This window comes from Paenibacillus sp. PK1-4R (genome assembly GCF_030369595.1).
Classification (GTDB): domain Bacteria; phylum Bacillota; class Bacilli; order Paenibacillales; family Paenibacillaceae; genus Paenibacillus.
Window position 1 is genome coordinate 5,028,088 of the sequence record NZ_CP126535.1, and the last position, 19,338, is coordinate 5,047,425.

Here is a 19,338-nt window from a genome sequence, read left to right on the forward strand (position 1 = left end):
GCTATTTACAAAGCTTTTTCTCGGATTATAATTGAGAATGATTATCTTTGTCAATTTAAAACACATAGAAAAGGGGTTCATCATTTAATGAAATTCACATCCAGAACCATTGGCTTCGCTGCTCTAAGTCTCCTGTTACTGCTGCTTGCAGCCTGTTCGAATGTTTCAACTTCTTCCCCTGCCGAAGAAACAACTTCAACAACTAATACGACAGAAACTTCAGCTCCTGCTGAGAATACAAATAAAACGACGTACCCGCTCACCATTGAGAATTTCACAATCTCGGGTGAGGGCGGCGAGTGGAAACCAAAAGTGCAAGTATTCGATAAAGCACCTGAACGTGTGGTTGCGAATACCCAATCTGCGGCTGAGATGCTCATCAAATTGGGTCTGACCGATAAAATGGTCGGTGTTGCTGCTCTATACGGTTCCGTTACACCGGATGTGGCTGATGATTTTGCCAAAATTCCGGTATTGTCCAAGGATTATGTAGGTAAAGAGCTGGTTGTAGGTGCAAGCCCGGATCTGGTACTCGGACGGGGTGACCTGTTCGCTGATGCAGACTGGGGTGTGGGTACCGTCGATGGATTAAATGACATGAATATCCGCACGTTCCTGCAAACGACGAATCACAAAGGCACACTCGATAGCCTGTATAGCGATATTGCACAACTTGGGCAGATCTTCGACGTTCAAGAAAATGCCGCAACATTCACAGAAAGTCTGAAGACTCGTGTTGATGCCATTAAGGCAAGTGTAGCCGATCAGCCTGAGCATACTTTTGCCTACATCGTACCCGCTACAGAAGACACCATTACGGTAAGCAGCATGCAGAACGATACGTATCAGCTTGATGCACTTGGCCTGTTGAAGCTGAAAAATACGTTTGATGGTGTGCAAGGTGAGGTAAGTGTTGAACAATTGATCACAGCGAACCCGGACTATCTGCTCTTGTCCGCGTACGCCGGTTCACCGGATATCGACAAGCTGATTCAAAATCTGTATGCCAATCCTGCCCTGCAAAGTATGAACGCAATCAAGAACAAACAGATCTATGTCACAGATTTCAGCCAGTTCTGGGGTTATGGATATCAAATTCTGGATGGTATTGAGAAAATGGGACAGGAAATGAAAGCTAATCCGATTAAGTAATCCCAGGCGTTGGTTGGTAATATAATATTGCAGTGAAGTATTACAATGAAATAAAAACAAAGGAGCAGGAGAAGAAGTTCTCACTGCTCTTTTTTATGCCGTGAATGCAAGAAATCACGGATCAAAGCTTGACATTAGTTTGATAACAAACTATATTACACATATGAAAACAAGAGACGCTATTTCACTCATATCCAAAATTAAAGAGAAGGTCAACCGCTTCATCCTTACTGAGATGGCTGAGCAGGGAATCCAGGATCTTGCCACATCCCATGGGGATATCATCTATGCCCTGTACAACAATCACAGGATGACTATGGCTGAAATCGCCAAAAAAATTGGCAAGGATAAATCCACGGTGACTGCACTTGTGGACAAATTGGTGCGGACAGGATACGTCCTCAAGGAGCGTGATGCAACAGATTCACGAGTTGTTCATGTGGCTTTGACTGCAAAAGGCGAAGAATTAAAGCCTGTCTTTGAAGAGATATCTCAGCGCATGTTGGACGCGTTCTATGCGGACGTTACGGAAGCGGAGAAAAAAGAACTGCTTCGAATTTTAATGAAAATTCATGGCAACTTCTAATTTTTTTTGGAGAAATAGTTTGATATCAAACCAATAGTTTAGAGGAGGTTTTTGGTATGACGGACTACACTCAATTATTACCGGAACATGAAGTAAAGAAGATCGGAGAACATGATTTACACTTGGAAATATTCCAAGGAACCCCGCCTCATGACGAAGAAACAACGACCAAGAAGCCCCCACTGCTGTTCGTTCACGGTGCATACACAGGCAGCTGGATGTGGAGCAAATATATCCCCCACTTTGTCCAGCACGGTTGGACCTGTTATGTCATGAACCTGAGAAGTCACTACAAGAGTCGGGTCATGGACATGACAAAGATTACGTTTGACGATTATTTGGAGGATATTCGTGAAGTGTTAGCCGAGTTCAACGAACCTCCCGTTCTCATTGGCTTTAGCATGGGTGGGATTCTCAGTCAAAAGATTGCAGAAACCGTTACTCTGGCAGGCCTGGTTGTGATTGACGCCAGTCTGAGCAAGGAAGTCCATGAGCTAATCCCCTACCCGGAAAGCAATCGTATCACACCGGGGATCATCATGCCTGCACCTGTCCGTGATGAACTGACCAGTATAGATGAGACGGCAGAAGACATTGCTTTTCAGCGTAAATATCTGCAAACGGAGTCTGCGAAGGCATTTGCTACCTTTTCAGTTCTGTGTGGAGCCGATGGAGTATCCATTAATGGTGATCTGATCTGTTGCCCCAGCTTGGTGATCAAGGCTGTTTCCTGTGAAGACGAAGATCAGAGAGGCAAATTAACCACCAAGCAGCTGGATGCCGAATATGCCGGACTCTGGGATACAACACATACGGGTTTACTGGTAGGCCAACGGTACATGGAACCTGTCCAACTCATCCTTGGATGGTTGAACAGACAGCATCTTTTGAATTAACGGAGAAACTCACAAAATAAAATAAATACCATGTTAAAACCTCCTTCTCACCTTTAATCCTGTATGCAAAAGTTTGATTTTTTTAGATAAGCTTATATGCATAGTTCTGGATAGGATTAAACGATAAGAAAAGAGGTTTTTTATTCATGGCCATTAACACATCCCTCCCCAAGCAAAGGGAGCTGCCTTCCATATCTTCAGAACGCCTTCCGTGGGCTGGGCTACTTGCTTTAGCCATGGCTGGATTCATTTGCATCCTCACTGAAAGCCTGCCTGCGGGACTGCTGCCACAAATCGCAAAAGACTTGGGGGTCACTGAAGCCCTCACTGGACAGTTGGTGACTCTTTATGCCATTGGATCACTTGTTGCTGCGATTCCCTTGACTGCAGCTACACGTGGATGGAGACGCAGACCTTTACTGCTGGCATGCATTAGCGGCTTTCTTGTCTTTAACTCCGTTACCGCCATATCCTCAGATTATATCCTGACACTTGCTGCTCGTTTTATGGCCGGGGTCTCTGCGGGTGTGTTATGGGGAATGACAGCAGGTTATGCTCGTCGGATGGTCCCGGATTCGTTAAAAGGCAAGGCCATGGCTGTGGCTATGGTCGGCACTCCGGTAGCGTTAGCCCTAGGTGTCCCAATCGGTAGTTTTCTTAGTTCTTATATCGGCTGGCGCTTCATCTTCGGGATTGTATCTCTTCTGACCGCAGCTTTAATCGTATGGGTTCTCTGGAAAATGCCGGATTTTGCAGGAGAGCCAGCCGGAGAACGTCTTCCCCTGCATAAAGTGTTTTTAATTCCCGGCGTTAGGCCCATTCTGTTTGTTGTTCTGGCCTGGATGCTTGCCCATAATATCCTTTACACCTATATTTCTCCTTACCTTGCCCAGACGGTATTTGCTAACAGAGTAGACTTGATTTTGCTCATTTTTGGTATCACTTCCATTGTGGGAATTTGGTTAACCGGAATGCTCATTGACCGATTTTTGAGGAGATTAGTAATCATCAGCCTGGCAGCATTCGCCCTGGCGTCTGTCGTGATGGGAATCGGTACTCATCAACCTGTGATTATTATCCTTGGCATTATGATCTGGGGACTTACGTTTGGCGGGGCTGCCACACTACTACAAACTGCCATTGCTCAAACCGGAGGCAAAAGTGCAGATGTCGCCCAATCGATGCTGGTTACAGCATGGAATCTGGCGATTGGTGGAGGAGGCATCATCGGGGGCATCCTTCTTGAAGTATTTGGAGCAGGATACCTTGCCGGATCGCTGTTTATCTTGCTCATCCCCGCATTGCTCGTAGCTATGCGGGCTTATGAATATGGATTTCCCAAAGTAAAATAACAGGCAGGCATTTTGCATGAGTTACACGTAGGACAAAAGAGGAGTTCACTTGATGTGAACTCCTCTTTTGCATTTCATTTTATAGTTTTATAGGCTGCGGTCTTATTCTGCCTGTGCCAGTAGATTCGGTCCTTCCATGAGATTTTTATGTGCAATCGGAGAAGACATCGTAATTAAGGTCATGTAAGTGCCGTATGGATCACACTTATTCTCGAACTCTTCGAGTCCCTGGATCGTGTCTGTAAGGATTTTCAGTAAGTAATTATACTCCCCGCTTATCCGATAACATTCCACAACTTCAGGTGACGCACGACAGAAATCCAGGAAAGGATAACAATCCCGCGTACGAAAAAGAACATAGGCCGTGCTCTGCTTGCCCAATTTGGATGGGGAGATCACCGTACGATATTCCTCGATAACGCCCTTTTCTTCCATTCGTTTGACTCGTTCAGTAACAGCTGGTTGAGATAATCCTACTAATTTGCCTAATTCGGTCATGGATAATCTCGCCTGATTCTCCAAATGAAACAGAATATGCTGATCTATTTCGTCCATATAATACACCCCTTTGAATACATAAGATATATTCAAGAATAACCTTAAGTATATTCGATAATTCACTATAATACCTTTAGTAAGCCATGTAATACAAGATTAATCATTTATATAATAAACACAGTTATCCCGAGAAATCAAATACATCAGTTGATGAGAGGAAGATAAGAATGGGAAAAGAACACATTACAACATTGCATACTTATGTGGATCAGGCAATAGACCGCGCTATAAGCGAAAAAAGAATCGTAGGAACGGTTGTACAAGTTGCATTAGGAGGAGACCTGATATACAGCCGGGCTGCTGGTTTTGCAGACAGGGAGCAAAAACGTACCATGGCAGAAAACGCTCTGTTTCGACTTGCTTCCGTAACCAAACCCATTGTGTCAGCAGCAGCTCTGGCATTGGTCTCACAAGGAAAGCTGAGTCTGCATGATCCGGTGACTCGCTGGCTACCTGCATTCAAGCCCAAGCTTACCCATGGTCAGGACGCTCAAATAACAATTCGTCAATTGATGACACACACCGCTGGTTTAACCTATCGGTTCTTCCAAGAAGACCAAGGCACTTATGAACGCGCAGGAGTTTCGGATGGAATGGATTTATCTGGAATTAGTCTGGAGGAGAATCTCCAAAGGCTTGCTTCTGTTCCTCTTTTGTATGTGCCAGGAAACATGTGGAGATATTCCATCGCGACAGATGTACTCGGAGCGGTTATCGAAAAGGTAACCGGAATGTCACTAAGAGAAGCTGTTCAATTGCTGGTTACTCATCCACTTCGCATGACGGACACTGATTTTGTTGCAGTGGATTCGAATCGGTTGACCGCTGCATACGCTGATGGTTCTGAAGAACCGCGTCTTCTCCATAATGAGTTGGAGCAGGTTCCTTTTATTGAAGGTACTGCCGGTTTCCGGCTTGCCCCTAACCGTGCAAATCAACCTTCGGCTTATCCATCAGGCGGAGCGGGTATGGTTGGGAGTACCGGAGATTTTCTCACTTTACTTGAGACATTGCGGCAAGGGGGTCAGCCTATTCTTACGGAAGCTGTTGCCACCGAGATGGCCACGAATCAAATCGGTGAACTCGTCATGCCGTATTGGCCAGGAAGAGGGTTTGGCCTTGGTTTTACAGTACTTAAAGATCCTGTTGCAGCTGGCACCCCGGAATCCCCGGGCACGTGGCGGATGGGTGGAACTTACGGGCATTCCTGGTTTGTTGATCCAAAAGAAGAACTTAGTGTTGCAGCATTCACCAACACGGCACTTGAAGGGATGTCGGGCCCATACACTACCGATATCTGTGATGCCATCTACGCAGGCATTCGTGAAAGCAAAGGGGCTACAAGAATTTAAATACGAATAACCGCCCAATATCATTGGGCGGCTATTTATTTGGCAACGATGGTAAGACTTACTGTCTGTTACTGCTCAAGTTTCTTTTTTTGAGAAGGTAGATCCCAGCAACCAGAATAAACCACACCGGCGTGACAAACAGTGCAACACGCGTATCCTCGGCCAATGCCAACACCACCAGCACAAACGCCAGGAATGCCAGAATCAAGTAGTTCGAAAACGGATATAGTGGAAGTTTGAAGCGGCTGCGACTCGCCAGTTCCGGCTGAGTACGACGATATCTGAGATGACAGATCACCATGATACCCCAGACAAAGATGAAACACACGGTAGACACGCTCGTGATCAGCGTAAATACGCCTTCTGGCATGATATAATTCAGAACAATTGCGATCAAAATAACAATCGTAGAGAAAAACAGCGCGTTGGAAGGAACCTTCCTGTTATTCAGTCGTGCAAATGACTCGGGTGCGTTACGATCCTTTGCCATGGAGAACACCATACGGCTTGTACTAAAAATGGCACTGTTACACGCTGACGCTGCGGAAGTCAATACCACGAAGTTCACAATGCCGGCGGCAGCTGCAATACCCACAGCGGCAAACACTTGTACAAACGGACTTTCAGTAGGCACAATGGCGTTCCACGGGTAGATACTCATAATAATCAGCAGTGCGCCAACATAGAACAGCAGTACCCGGATCGGAATCTGGTTAATTGCTTTCGGAATAACCTTCTCTGGGTTCTCCGTTTCCCCTGCTGTGAGTCCTACCAGTTCCATGCCTACAAAGGCAAACACCACCATCTGGAACGATATGATAAAGCCATGCAGTCCATTCGGAAACCATCCCCCATGACTCCACAGATTGGTGAAGCTGGCTGGACCCTGATCCGTTGTAAAACCTTTGAAAATCATATATAAACCAACAACAATGAGTGCCAGAATAGCCACGACTTTAATCAGGGCAAACCAGAATTCCATCTCCCCAAACAACTTGACCGTTGCCAAGTTCATAATTAGCAAAATGACCAGCGCAATTAACCCTGGCATCCACTGAGGTACATTCGGAAACCAAAACTGCGTATATAAACCAACGGCCGTAATATCAGCCATGGCAATGGAAATCCAGCAGAACCAATAGGTCCAGCCTGTAATAAATGCCGCCATATTTCCCAGGTAATCACGCACAAAATCGACAAAGGAATGATACTGCAAGTTACTTAACAGCAGCTCCCCCAATGCACGCATGATCAGGAACAACACTACACCCGTAATGATGTAGGCCAGCAAGATGGATGGCCCTGTCAGCTGGATCGTTTTGCCTGCTCCGAGAAACAAACCTGTACCGATCGCCCCTCCAATCGCCATCAACTGCACGTGCCTGTTCTTTAATCCCCTTGTTAACGTTTCTTGCTGCATGATCAACCACCACTCTCTTTCTGCAAATGCTCTCTACGATGCAAAATATTATTACTCATCATATAATAATCTGCCCAGAATACATATCCCTCTTTTATATATTTTTTTGCACAGCAAAGAGGGCATCTTTGTGCAAGGCGCCCTCTGGTTTTGTACATACTTTTGTTGTGCACTTGCTGGTTATACTTGTAGAACTGATACAGCGCTCATGATAGCGCCCTCTTGATGATCTGGTTTTCATACTCTTTGCTTCTCTAATCTTGAGTTGCACCTGAGCTGCAATATCGTCGTCTTATGTATGATCCCTCGTTATCTCCCGTCATGCTGATTATACATATCTATAGAAGTATATTAAAATATAAGCCAAGCTTAGAGCGGCAACGACTAAAAAGGCAATGGCTAATGAACGTTCGGTTTTCCAAACTCGAATAGCATTAGCAACACTAATCATCAATAGCGCAATCAAGTTAATATTACCCGAGTTTGATTGGATCATGTTAAAAACGATCATCATAAATCCTACGATCCAGATTAACAAAAACCACAGTGGAGTTTTTTGAAAAAGCTGCTTCATTATGATTTACTCCTTATATATTAAATTGGTCTGTTTATAAGATATTCTTCAAAAAGGAGAGAAATTCCTTTATTTAGGTTATAATCCCAAATAATCAATACTATATAGACCAATTTTAAGTATCTTCACAGTAAAAAGGGCTCCCGATAAAGGTGCCCTCTGGTTGTTCAGCAACTATTTTTGCTTATAAAACTCATGATACAGCTTCATTAACGCCCGCTTCTCAATCCGTGATACGTATGAGCGTGAGATGCCCAGTTCCTTGGCAATTTCGCGTTGAGTTCGTTCCTCCCCGCCTGCTTCCAGGCCAAATCGACCGATCACAACTTCCTTCTCCCGGTCATCCAGGATGTCTAGATTGCGATAAATTTTGCTTTTTTCAATCTTGAGCTGTACCCGGTCTACGACATCATCAGCTTCTGTCCCAAGGATATCGATCAATGTAATTTCATTGCCTTCTTTGTCCGTACCGATGGGGTCATGCAAGGATACGTCTTTGCGTGTTTTCTTCAGGGAACGCAGATGCATAAGTATCTCGTTTTCAATACATCTAGCGGCAAATGTGGCAAGCTTTGTACCTTTGCCTTGTTGAAAACTTTCTATGGCTTTAATCAAACCAATGGTTCCGATGGAAATCAAGTCCTCTTGATCTTCACCCGTATTGTCGAACTTTTTGACGATATGCGCGACGAGGCGCAGATTGTGTTCAATGAGCAGATTGCGAGAGTGAGCATTGCCTTCAGCCATGAGGCGCAAATGTTTGGCTTCATCATCCTCAGCCAGTGGCTGGGGGAACGCATTATTTTTGACATACGAGACGAGTAACGTTAACTCTTTAATGAATAGAGCAATTGCGGTAAACAATCCGGGCACAGATGACACCTCCTGCAGTTTTACAACGATCTGGCCTGAGCACATGTGGGAACAGGGTCGATCTATTGTATGTAGGCAGAGGCCCAGAAGTGCACGTACACTTGAAAAAGGGGATGATCTTTCGAAGATTTCACAGACTCACAGAAACAATGGAACCCACCCGCTGAAGCAGGAGAAATTCTTTTTCCACACTTTCGATAAAATACTTCTTCTCACCAAATAGGACAACATCATTCTGGGCTAATGAAACATCACTTTTAAAATAGATCACATTGTCCGTTTCACGGAACGCACCTTTGTAATAAAACATCATATCCCTCTCCTTCATAACACTACCTATGTAATCAATTAAACCATTACTTACACTCTCATTAACCCCTTCCTCAAAAATAAAAATACCTCATATGTTCCATTCCGATCACTTGATTCATAACAAAAACCCCAGCTCTGCACAAAACAGAACTGAGGCTACGGCTCATCCAATATGAATCCCAGTAAATATCTGAGAATCCCTAGGAATACCGGTTAATTACTTGAAGATTCGTTGTGAGAACTGATACAAACCGCTGTTCCAGACAGATGGTTCATGTCCACCTACATCCAGATACCAAGTATGCGGAATGTTCATGCTGCTCAAGCCGTTTTTGAAATTCTGGCTGACCCATAACAGACCATCACTTGATCCACAGGAGATCCAGAGCAATTTGAGTTGGCTGGCAACTTGTCCCGGGTTGGAAACCAGCTGCGATACAGATTGCGTATTCGGTGCAGCCGAGAAGGCCCCTACCCAGGCGAAGGTATTCAGATTTTTCAATCCAAAGTTAAGCGATTGTCCACCACCCATGGACAGACCGGCCAACGCACGACTATTCTTGTCTTTGTACACCGGATAATTGGCCTCGATATGAGGAATCAGATCCTTGAGCAAGTCTTGCTCAAATCGTTCAAACGCAGCCACCTTGTCTGGAGCAAAAATGTCACCAACTGGACGGTCGTCCTTCATAGCACGTCCATTCGGCATGACAACGATCATATCTGACAGCTTACCTTCAGAATACAGGTTGTCCAGAATGTTCTTCGGTTTCATGGCGTTTACCCACTCATGCTCATCTCCGCCGATACCGTGCAAGAGATACAGGACGTTATACTTTTTATTTTGTGAATATCCTGGCGGTGTATACACCGTCGCTTTCCGTGTATTGCCTACCGTTGTGGAATAATAGGAGATCAGATTGGTATTGCCGTGTGGAATATTGTTACGATACGCATCATAACCCGGCGGTGCAGGCACAACCGGAGTGTTAGCCAGCGCATTTTGTCCCGTATTATCCATGGTGCCGGTCGCTCCCTGATCGATCACCGCCTGAATGGGGGTTGTAGCTGGAGTTTCCTGCATATCGGCTGCAGACGCCATCGTTGGTACAAGGAGTGCTGCTGTGATGGAGAGACTCAGAATCTTGGACAGACGTTTTTTCATCAATATCAATCTCCTTTGGAATATGATTTTCAACCGTGTTCGAACCTCGTAACAGGTCTTTCAGATACACACAAAACTTCAATTGAAAGCCCTTACATTTTAGAGTAAAGTTCCTCCTTTCCACGCATGAATACGGACCTGCATCCTTTGCCTTTCCCAATATGGAAGTAAAGATCCACGATCCATAATTTACAATGAATTCCAATTACAATTTTATTATATCACCTCCCAAGACTTGTACATCATCAAAAAACTTAAATAACTATATCTTATACTTTAAAAAGTATACTTCTGCACACCACCATACCGTCTATTCGCCTCCCCAACTCCGGATCTCATCATGATATAAAAAAAACCTCAACTCTCCGCGTTCAACGGAAGAATTGAGGCGAACAGTTTTCATTTTCAACTTGCCGACGCTGCCTCTGCAACCTCAACAATCTCTGGCCCATGATGTTTACGCTCCATGAACAGACTGAAGAGCAGTCCTAGCAAACCCAATCCGGCAATAACTGCTGCATACAAAGGTACGGATATAAGACCCGTGTGGGTAATTGCATACCCGCCCAGATAGGCACCGCCTGCATTCCCCAGGTTAAATGCGGAGTGACTTGATGTTGTCGCGAGCAGTGGCGCTTCGCGGGTCATATTCATGATTCGAATCTGCAATCCCGGCATAATGCCAAAAGCTGCAACGCCCCACAAGAATATAGTGATTACAGCAAGATAAGGGTTCTCCAGAGTAAGTGTAAGTGCAGCCAGAAGCACCGCCAGTATCCCAAAATTGACGATCAGGGAAGGCATCAGCTTCCAGTCCGCCAGACGGCCGCCAACCATGTTCCCCAAGGTAACGCCGAAGCCAAAGAGCACCAGAATCCAGGTCACATTCTGTTCGGCAAAACCACTAATGTCCACAAGCATCGGCGTGATGTAAGTGAACACGGCGAATAGACTTCCACATCCCATCGCTCCAACAAGCAGAACCAATAATACTTGGGGCCGAACCAAATTCCGAAATTGCTGTCCGAGGTTTGCTGGTGCTCCTTGCGGGAGCACGGGAATGAAACGAATGATGCCAATCAACGAAATGATGCCCAAGATCGTAATCGCCCCGAAAGATGAACGCCATCCAAGTTGTTGCCCGATAAACGTACCAAAAGGAACACCAATAATGTTGGCAATCGTAAGCCCCGCTAGAACAACCGATACCGCTCCTGCCCTTCTCTCGGGTGCAACAAGCCGCGTTGCCATGATTGAACCTACACCGAGGAACGTACCATGGGCAAATGCCGTTAATATCCGTGCCGAGATTAACAACCCGTATGTGGGAGCAATGACAGACAATGCGTTACCGATAATGAAAATGCACATAAGCAGCACCAGCAGTTTCTTCTGTGGAATCTTGTGAGTAAACACGGTTAATATCGGTGCACCTACCGCTACACCCAGCGCATATCCCGTAATGAGTTGTCCTGCCTGTGGAATGCTTACATTCAAATCTGTTGCTACATTGGGCAGCAGGCCCATAATAATAAATTCAGTCATACCAATCGCAAAAGCTCCAATAGTCAAGCATAACAGGGACAATGGAAACGCCCCTCGTTTACCTGACTGTGAAACCTGTGGTTGTATTGTGTGTCCAGTCGTGCTCATAGATGTTCTCTTCTCCTATCTCTTAATCAACGATGTTCTGTCGCCTTCAACCACAAGGCATCTGTTAGTTGTTCGAACGTTTCACGCATAGCCAGCTTGTCCCGCCAGTGTGCCGGAATACCACTCAGTCCATAATAAGCACCTGCAATCTGCCCATACACCGCACCTGTAGTATCCGCATCATCACCCAGATTCACAGCTAACAATGCGCCTTCTTCAAAACTTGCCGACTTATGGAACGCCCATAGTGCTGCCTCAAGTGAACGAACCACATAGCCACTGCCCTTAATTTCGGGCGGTTCTTTCCTCTGATAGGAGCCCCTAACAACCTCTTCAATAGCGGGTGAAAAAGAAACCTCTTCCCTCCACTGTCTGCATGTCTCCGGCATCAGCATGACGTTTTTGTCCGCTCCGCGCAGACCGGCAACAATTATGGCGGCCAGCACTTCACATGCTTCCACGCTTTCCGTTGCAGCATGTGTTGTCCGAGAGCTCAGCCCAGCATAGTGGACCGCCTCGTTTGGTTGATTAGCGTAAGCCATCACGACAGGAGCAAGCCTCATGATAGAGCCATTACCCGCCGTCATCGGGTCAGTTGATCCGCTGTAGGCTTCCCCAGTTACCTCAAACCTCTCCAAGGCACTTCGGGTGGCCCCGCCGATATCAAAGCAATCGCCTGTGCTGCTCATATACCCGATCTTGTACCAATTGACGTATCTGCGCATCTGATCCGCAGGATCAAAGTCTGCCTTGCGTACCAAACTTTCTGCCAGACATAGAGCCATGGATGTATCATCTGTCCATTGCCCTGCCTCCAGCCCAAATACGCCACCTCCCACCATATCCGTTACAGGTTCAAACGTGCCAGGGCTGCTGAATTCCACGGTAGTTCCGAGCGCATCACCCACTGCAAGCCCGATGAAGCAGCCATTGAAACGGTCTTTTTGCAGCATCCTTTTCTTCCTCCCTTACTCCATGTACTTTCAGAATCTTTCTTCCATTCTCCCACACGGCTTGATCCGGCGTAAAGCTAATAAAATCCAATCAATTAAGCTCCATTTCTTCTATTATAAAAGTGTCGAAAGCTGTTGAACGGCCTGATTATCAAATTTTCATAAAAAAAGTTTTATTTTTTTGAGCTGAAAATACAGTTTATTCGGTACACCGCTTACATGCAAAGGGGTTAACGGTTTGCAACGTTCATCATTTTCTGAAAACAAATCATATATGTGAAAATTTTCAATGTAAACAATCATGACGCGCTTGACCCCTCAGTTTGTCCTATGTTACGGTTTTATTAGCTTAAAACGCATATTTTTTCCCAAATTAATATTCATTTTCGATTTACTGCGTCAACTAACTTCCCGCAGGTTAATGAATATACGGAAATGAATTTGCAGAAAATTTTCATTCGTTTTTATTCCCAAACTAATTCTGAAACAGGAGGAACAAATTTATGATTAAGGCACTGGTGTTTGATTTCGACGGAACGATTATTGATACAGAGACAGCATGGTATATTGCTTTTCGTGATGCTTACAAGGAACACGGCGTGGATCTAACCCTGGAGATGTATTCACAATGCATCGGTACCAGTCTGAAAACATTTAATCCGTATGAGTACCTCATCACAGATTTGAATCTTCCGATCGATCGGGAAGCGTTCAGGGAATCCGTTCAGTTGCAGCACGCTGCATTGATGAACAAAGAGAAGGTTCGTCCTGGTATTCAGGAATATCTCGAACAAGCACGTGAAGCCGGACTGAAACTCGCTGTAGCATCCAGCTCCAAACGGGATTGGGTTGAACAGCATCTGGAACAACTGAAACTGAAAGATTATTTTGAAGTCATTCGTACGGCAGATGATGTTGCAAATGTGAAGCCTGACCCGGAACTCTACACTCAAGCGCTTGAAGCCCTTGGAGTAACTGCAGACGAAGCCGTAGCGATTGAGGATTCACCTAACGGCGCGCGTGCAGCTGCTGCGGCTGGTATGCACTGCGTAGTCATATCGAATACCATCACAGGAACACTGGAATTCGATATGCCTCACCAACGGCTGTCTTGCTTGACTGACCTCTCATTTAACGATTTGATTTCGAAGCCACTCGTCACTACCGTCTAAAGGTCTGCACGAATTTCGCGATTTAATCCTTAAAGGGGGAGTTCACACATGAAAGCTGTACATTTTGGTGCGGGCAATATAGGCCGCGGTTTTATCGGTCATATGTTGTCCGCTTCCGACTACGAAGTCTGCTTTGTCGCACGTAACCCGAAGAAAATCTCCATGCTTCAACAAAGACAGGAATACCCGATTACACTTGCCAACAGCGAACAGGATACAACGATTGTCAACAACGTGACGGCTATCAACGTAAGTGAGCAGAATCTGGTTGCTGAAGAGATCGCTTCAGCCGATCTGATCACAACCGCCGTCGGTGTATCTGCACTCGGAGATATCGCAGAGCCTATTGCCAAAGGCATTCAACTTCGCATGAAAAACAATAACCAGGCGCCACTGCATATTATCGCTTGCGAGAATGCTATCGGTGGTAGCACCCGGCTGAAGAAACGCATCTATCCATTTCTGGATGAACAAACTCGCAAAAAAGCCGAACGTTATGTTTCTTTCCCCAATGCAGCTGTGGACCGGATTGTTCCGGCTCAGAACCATAAAGACCCGCTGCAGGTCACTGTTGAACCTTTTTACGAATGGGTCGTTCATCGTCCAGCACTTCTGGATGGTTTTAAGAAAATAGATGGTGTCCACTATGTGGATTCGCTTGAACCTTATATTGAGCGTAAAATGTTTACTGTAAATACAGGCCATTGTGTCGCAGCATACTTCGGATATCTCGAAGGATTCAAGACAATCCGGCAAGTTATGAGCAACTCCACCCTGCGGGCCAAGGTACGCCATGTTATGGAAGAGACCGGTGAGATGCTCATCCAGAAGCACGGATTCAACGCACAGAAGCATAATAAATATATCGACACCATACTGGAACGCTTCGCCAATCCCAACCTGACGGATCAGGTCACCCGGGTTGGACGTTCCCCCCTTCGCAAGCTCTCGCCTCATGATCGGCTTGTTCGCCCAGCGATGCAGGCCAGTGAATTCGGAATCGACATTCCTCATTTAACTTCTGCTATGGCAGCCGCAATGCTGTTCAATGACAAACGCGACGAGGAAGCCATGAAGCTACAACACATGATTCGCGAAGATGGCGTCTCCGCCTTTATCCGTGAACGCATGGGAATTCCCAACGAACATCCCGTTCATCAGAATGTAATCGCCAGCTATCAGGAACTCAGAGGGCGTAAGGAATCGACGATACTAACCTGAATATGCCTATCAGTCCTATCAAGTCCTATCAAGGTTATTGGTTCGATCCCGCAAACTGAATAAAACACGGTGAAGAAGCCGGGAGGAACCTATGCATGGCACTGTTCCTTCCGGCTCTTTGTCTTTACATGGCACGGTACACTCTATATGGTAGTGTAGCTAATAAAAAAGCGTATCTCCTCTCTCAAGGAAACACGCTTTTTAGGTAATCTTTTTAATTTACTTAGCCGTTCGGCGTAACCGTGTGACTCATTCATTTTCTACTCATTCATGATGGAATTAAGAGATGCATAGGCCATGGGCAGGAACCCTTCCGAAGGTTCACCAATAGGTGCTTGGATGTGGAAAACGAAACCATTGCCGTCCAGTTCTTTCACAATAAAGTACTCTGTTTTCTTATCATTCTGGGACATCATGTACAATCTTGCATCCTTCATTGGCCCATTACTGAGTTGTTCAGCTGTTAATTGTTTCACTTCTCCGGTCTCGGACAACTCTTCCTTGGCATCCATCTTCAGCGCTTCCAGATTGTAATTCGCCGGCAACTTCTCAATCTCTATCTCATAACCCGGATCAATCTTCATTGTTAATTCATGGTCTTCCGCGTCAAAAGCCATCGGTTCAAACACATAAAGTGAATAACCTTTCGCTTGTGCCAATGTCACTGGGCGTTTCTCGGTCATTCCTTCTACCGTCACTTCCAGCTCTGATGTCTTCGGACGATCGGACGTTACTGTGCCGCCTGCATTGGAACCGTTATTCTCATCACTCGATTCAATCTTTGCAATCTCTGTAAGTACCAACTGTTTCGTTGTTGCATCAATCGTTTTCTCTACATATTTGAAGCGAACGGAATCTTCGTCATCAATATCATCCAGAGACTTCTGCAGATCTTCACTCACCTGGAATGACATCGGCTTCTCATTCACTCGAATCTCAACGGTATGCGGATCAGCCCATCCAGTCAGAATACCTTCTGCTTCTATTGCAGCACTTTCATTTGGTTGTTGCTCCGGTGCTGGTGACTGTTCTTCCGTATTATTCACTGGTGGCTGTGCAGCAGGATTACTGTTCCCACAGGCCACAAGCGAGAATCCCATAAGTAAAACCAGGAATGATGCACTGACTTTCATTGTATTTCTTTTTCGCATATGAACACCTCCGTTAGCTTATACGCAATGATGCTTGTCCATGTTGCTTCTCATCCATTGGCTTGGCTGTATACTAGTACTTACACGGGAGACAGGCAGCTCAATCATGCAAAATGTCTGAACGATTATTGTAGTCCTCTACCTAACTGGCTTGATCCATCTGTACCAGTTTGGCATTGGCTCCGTTAAACGCTTTGGTCTGGAGGTTAAATTGCTTTCGGAATTCAGCAAGCTTCGCATATTCGCTATTTCGTACCCGAATGGCTCGCTTAATCTTAACCAGATTAGGTTCTGCACTTTCTCTCATCAGATCATACAACTGCTCATCGGCACTCAGACTCAGCTGATACGAGGTAACAAAATTTTCCAATGCACGTGCTCTTGCTTCATATTGATCCAGCACCTTTTCAGCCTGTGCCAACGTTTCTTCTTTTTCAAATGATAGTTCTTCCAATGAACTGCGCAGGGCCACCGTCTTCTCGTTGGTCAGTTTCATGGCCTCTTCCGCCTGCTTCAACAACGTTCTTCGTTCATGAATATGACCTGCTGCCTGATCCAGCAGTGCTTCGAGATCACTATTTTTGTTCTTGCCTTTGTCTAAAATAGACTTGTATAACTTCATATCTTCCTGCTCATGACTGGCCAGCGTCTTCAAACTCTGATCGATCTCCTGACCGCTGAGCACCAATTGGTTTATCTGATTTGCCGCAGGCTCCTGCGGATCTCCACAACCACTTACCAGCAGAATTAGCAATACACTAACTGCCGCAAGCGCCACTTTTTTACTCGTTAGCACCCAAGCCCTTCCTCTCTTGCATCATTTTGTTGTTATATTACAAGCGGGTATCTCCGCTAAAATTCGCTATCCAATGTGCATCCGGATCGTATACTTCGAACTCGTAACCCCGATCCTCGAGTAACTTCAGAATGCGTGGTAACGCCTGAACCGTCTGCTCCCGCTCATGCATCAGAATTACTTCCTTATCCCGATGTACACTTTTGCTCACGCGGGCCACAATCTTGTCCGGCTGACCGGGAAGATTCCAATCGAGTGAATCTGTCGTCCAGTCCCACATTTTGAACCCGGCCGCCGCAATGTCACCTCTGAACTTTTCACCGATCTGTGGACTGCTGCCATAAGGTGCACGAATAAGATGAGGTGTAAAACCAATCAAGTCTTGCACCATCTTCTGCTCTTTCTTGAACTCTTTCACAAAGTTCGCAGAGCTGCCGCTCTTATACAGCTTTTTATAGTTATGCGTTATGCTGTGAAGTCCAGGGTAACTGCCTTCTTTCAACAGCCGTTTCACTGCCTCTGGATGCTGGTTCAACTGACGTCCGATCATGAAAAAGGTAGCCTTCGCCTCATGCTGCTTCAAAATATCCAGCAGTTGTTCCGTATATTCAGTTGGGCCATCATCAAACGTTATGTATGCCAATTTGCGAACCTGACCCTGGAACCGTACCGGCTCCTCCTTCGCATCCGGAGTAACTTGTATCATGCCGAGCTTGGCGGGCTGTTCGATTACAGTCATTGGAGGCGGCGCCACAACGCTTTTAATCCAATGCGTCATGCCAAGGAATATATATGTTATACCGGTAACGAACAGTACCAGGAGCATTAGAGCTATGCTAATCCTTCCATACCGGATTTTTCTTCGTTTATGTGTTTTCGTGCGACTTGTGCTAGGCGGAATACTTCCACGTTCTCCCGCTCTCTCTTGTTGGACTCTCACTTTCATGCCACTTCCTTACTTTCATTTTTTCCCGATTATTGGTAGATTATCTCGTTTCATGTCTCTATATAGAAGATTAATAGAAAAATGGATCGGGAGAATGACAGAATAGTTACAAGGCCGGTTACAATCTACTTATCTCTTTGTTCTCTTTATCTTTCCTGCGGTTACCTTCTCCTGTATAATGAAGTGATTTACGCTATCAGACTTCAAGAAGGAGCTACACCCAAGACAAGCTTGAACCGTGCCGGCAGATCCATCTATCTGTTATTCTTTGTCGGCATTATCGCCATTTCTTTTTCTTCGATCTTTGTACGTTGGTCTACCGCAGATGTTGCGGTCATTGCCATGTACCGTCTATTTCTGACCAATCTGCTGATGCTGCCTTTTGTCTGGAAATACAGACACGAGATGATGCGTCTGAGCTTACGCCAATGGGGCTTGCTGCTTGCATCCGGTGTGATGCTGGCCCTTCATTTCCTGCTCTGGATGGGTTCGCTGCGGCTCACCAGTGTTGCCAGTTCCACAGTTATTCTCGCGCTGGAGCCTATACTGATTCTGGCCGGTTCGGTATGGCTGTTCAAAGCCAAAATTAACCGCATGATGATCATCGGCATGGGCATCGCCCTGTTTGGATCAATCGTTATTGGCGCAGGAGATTTCCAGTTGGCAGGTACTGCCCTGCAAGGTGATATCCTGTCTTTACTTGGCACAATTGCAGTCGCTGTCCATATGCTGCTGGGTCAATTTTTGCGAGCGGGACTTAGTGCATTTTCGTATAACTTCTGGGTATTCTTCGTGGCTGCTTGCACGCTGGCGGTATATAATCTGATCATGGGCCACCCGTTTGGGGGTTACGCTGCGTCAGAGTGGGGAATCTTCCTGCTGCTCGCCATTGTGCCAACGATCTTTGGACATTATCTCTTCAACTGGCTGCTTCAATATATGAATGCCACGACGGTATCCATGGGCGTACTGGGGGAACCCGTATTTTCTTCATTGCTGGCCTGGATGCTGCTTGGCGAATCCCTCAGTGCATTACAGATGTCTGCCGGGGTTGTCATTATATTCGGGGTATGGATCTTCATTCGATATGGTAAAACCAAACCTCAACCCATTCCTGCTGATGCTCCTATCGCTGGCAAAGGGCCTGTTGAACCTACCACGGTATAACGTATTTTTTCGTAATGCATAGTTATAAACGACTCTACC

The 19,338-nt window shown here is 45.7% G+C and carries 19 protein-coding genes; 8 read left to right on the top strand and 11 right to left on the bottom strand.

All coding sequences use genetic code 11. From position 1 onward, the window contains the following. Positions 1-87 precede the first annotated feature (87 nt). From QNO02_RS21820 to QNO02_RS21835, 4 genes are all read left to right on the top strand, one after another. Positions 88-1,152 (top strand): ABC transporter substrate-binding protein, encoded by a 1,065-nt coding sequence (locus QNO02_RS21820; RefSeq protein ID WP_289389952.1) that lies wholly within the window; start codon positions 88-90, stop codon positions 1,150-1,152. Positions 1,153-1,291: 139 nt separating this feature from the next. After that, on the top strand, positions 1,292-1,738 hold the full coding sequence (locus tag QNO02_RS21825) for a MarR family winged helix-turn-helix transcriptional regulator (protein ID WP_289389953.1): 447 nt from the start codon (positions 1,292-1,294) through the stop codon (positions 1,736-1,738). 56 nt (positions 1,739-1,794) lie between these two features. After that, complete coding sequence (locus QNO02_RS21830) at positions 1,795-2,634, top strand: alpha/beta hydrolase (RefSeq protein ID WP_289389954.1); 840 nt, start codon at positions 1,795-1,797, stop codon at positions 2,632-2,634. A gap of 146 nt (positions 2,635-2,780) precedes the next feature. Continuing rightward, on the top strand, positions 2,781-3,986 hold the full coding sequence (locus QNO02_RS21835; RefSeq protein ID WP_289389955.1) for an MFS transporter: 1,206 nt from the start codon (positions 2,781-2,783) through the stop codon (positions 3,984-3,986). Positions 3,987-4,088: 102 nt separating this feature from the next. Here the strand turns inward: QNO02_RS21835 and QNO02_RS21840 are convergent, their stop codons facing one another. Further along, positions 4,089-4,541, bottom strand: a complete 453-nt coding sequence (locus QNO02_RS21840; RefSeq protein WP_133385636.1) for an Lrp/AsnC family transcriptional regulator — start codon at positions 4,539-4,541, stop codon at positions 4,089-4,091. 170 nt (positions 4,542-4,711) lie between these two features. On the opposite strand from QNO02_RS21840, the gene QNO02_RS21845 reads away from it, so the two are divergent. Beyond that, a complete protein-coding gene (locus QNO02_RS21845) occupies positions 4,712-5,896 on the top strand; it encodes a serine hydrolase domain-containing protein (RefSeq protein ID WP_289389956.1) in 1,185 nt (394 codons plus the stop codon). Between the two features lie 58 nt (positions 5,897-5,954). On the opposite strand, the gene QNO02_RS21850 is transcribed toward QNO02_RS21845, so the two are convergent. From QNO02_RS21850 to QNO02_RS21880, 7 genes are all read right to left on the bottom strand, one after another. After that, positions 5,955-7,316 carry an amino acid permease gene (locus QNO02_RS21850; RefSeq protein ID WP_289389957.1) on the bottom strand — a complete coding sequence of 454 codons (1,362 nt, stop codon included), beginning with the start codon at positions 7,314-7,316 and terminating at the stop codon, positions 5,955-5,957. Positions 7,317-7,644: 328 nt separating this feature from the next. After that, a complete protein-coding gene (locus tag QNO02_RS21855; RefSeq protein WP_289389958.1) occupies positions 7,645-7,890 on the bottom strand; it encodes a hypothetical protein in 246 nt (81 codons plus the stop codon). Positions 7,891-8,064: 174 nt separating this feature from the next. Next, positions 8,065-8,763 (bottom strand): RNA polymerase sporulation sigma factor SigK, encoded by a 699-nt coding sequence (gene sigK, locus QNO02_RS21860; RefSeq protein WP_090915017.1) that lies wholly within the window; start codon positions 8,761-8,763, stop codon positions 8,065-8,067. A gap of 130 nt (positions 8,764-8,893) precedes the next feature. Continuing rightward, positions 8,894-9,076, bottom strand: coding sequence for a hypothetical protein (locus QNO02_RS21865; RefSeq protein ID WP_249912092.1), 183 nt, complete (start codon positions 9,074-9,076; stop codon positions 8,894-8,896). Positions 9,077-9,292: 216 nt separating this feature from the next. Then, positions 9,293-10,240 carry an alpha/beta hydrolase gene (locus QNO02_RS21870; RefSeq protein ID WP_133385683.1) on the bottom strand — a complete coding sequence of 316 codons (948 nt, stop codon included), beginning with the start codon at positions 10,238-10,240 and terminating at the stop codon, positions 9,293-9,295. 405 nt (positions 10,241-10,645) lie between these two features. Then, complete coding sequence (locus QNO02_RS21875) at positions 10,646-11,893, bottom strand: MFS transporter (protein WP_289389959.1); 1,248 nt, start codon at positions 11,891-11,893, stop codon at positions 10,646-10,648. A gap of 26 nt (positions 11,894-11,919) precedes the next feature. Next, positions 11,920-12,846, bottom strand: a complete 927-nt coding sequence (locus tag QNO02_RS21880) for an ADP-ribosylglycohydrolase family protein (protein ID WP_289389960.1) — start codon at positions 12,844-12,846, stop codon at positions 11,920-11,922. 503 nt (positions 12,847-13,349) lie between these two features. Between QNO02_RS21880 and QNO02_RS21885 the strand changes: the two genes are divergently transcribed. Both QNO02_RS21885 and QNO02_RS21890 read left to right on the top strand, forming a co-directional pair. Further along, positions 13,350-14,018, top strand: coding sequence for an HAD family hydrolase (locus QNO02_RS21885; protein WP_091028223.1), 669 nt, complete (start codon positions 13,350-13,352; stop codon positions 14,016-14,018). 48 nt (positions 14,019-14,066) lie between these two features. Then, positions 14,067-15,239: a mannitol-1-phosphate 5-dehydrogenase gene (locus tag QNO02_RS21890; RefSeq protein ID WP_289389961.1), complete on the top strand. Its 1,173-nt coding sequence runs from the start codon at positions 14,067-14,069 to the stop codon at positions 15,237-15,239. Between the two features lie 260 nt (positions 15,240-15,499). On the opposite strand, the gene QNO02_RS21895 is transcribed toward QNO02_RS21890, so the two are convergent. The 3 genes from QNO02_RS21895 to QNO02_RS21905 form a co-directional block, all read right to left on the bottom strand. Then, a complete protein-coding gene (locus QNO02_RS21895; RefSeq protein WP_289389962.1) occupies positions 15,500-16,390 on the bottom strand; it encodes a DUF8580 domain-containing lipoprotein in 891 nt (296 codons plus the stop codon). Positions 16,391-16,532: 142 nt separating this feature from the next. Further along, positions 16,533-17,186, bottom strand: a complete 654-nt coding sequence (locus QNO02_RS21900) for a YkyA family protein (protein WP_289389963.1) — start codon at positions 17,184-17,186, stop codon at positions 16,533-16,535. 37 nt (positions 17,187-17,223) lie between these two features. Beyond that, entirely contained in the window at positions 17,224-17,925 is a 702-nt protein-coding gene (locus tag QNO02_RS21905) for a polysaccharide deacetylase family protein (protein WP_289389964.1), read from the bottom strand. A 438-nt stretch (positions 17,926-18,363) separates the two neighbouring features. On the opposite strand from QNO02_RS21905, the gene QNO02_RS21910 reads away from it, so the two are divergent. Further along, on the top strand, positions 18,364-19,299 hold the full coding sequence (locus QNO02_RS21910) for a DMT family transporter (protein WP_289392848.1): 936 nt from the start codon (positions 18,364-18,366) through the stop codon (positions 19,297-19,299). Positions 19,300-19,338: the final 39 nt, after the last annotated feature.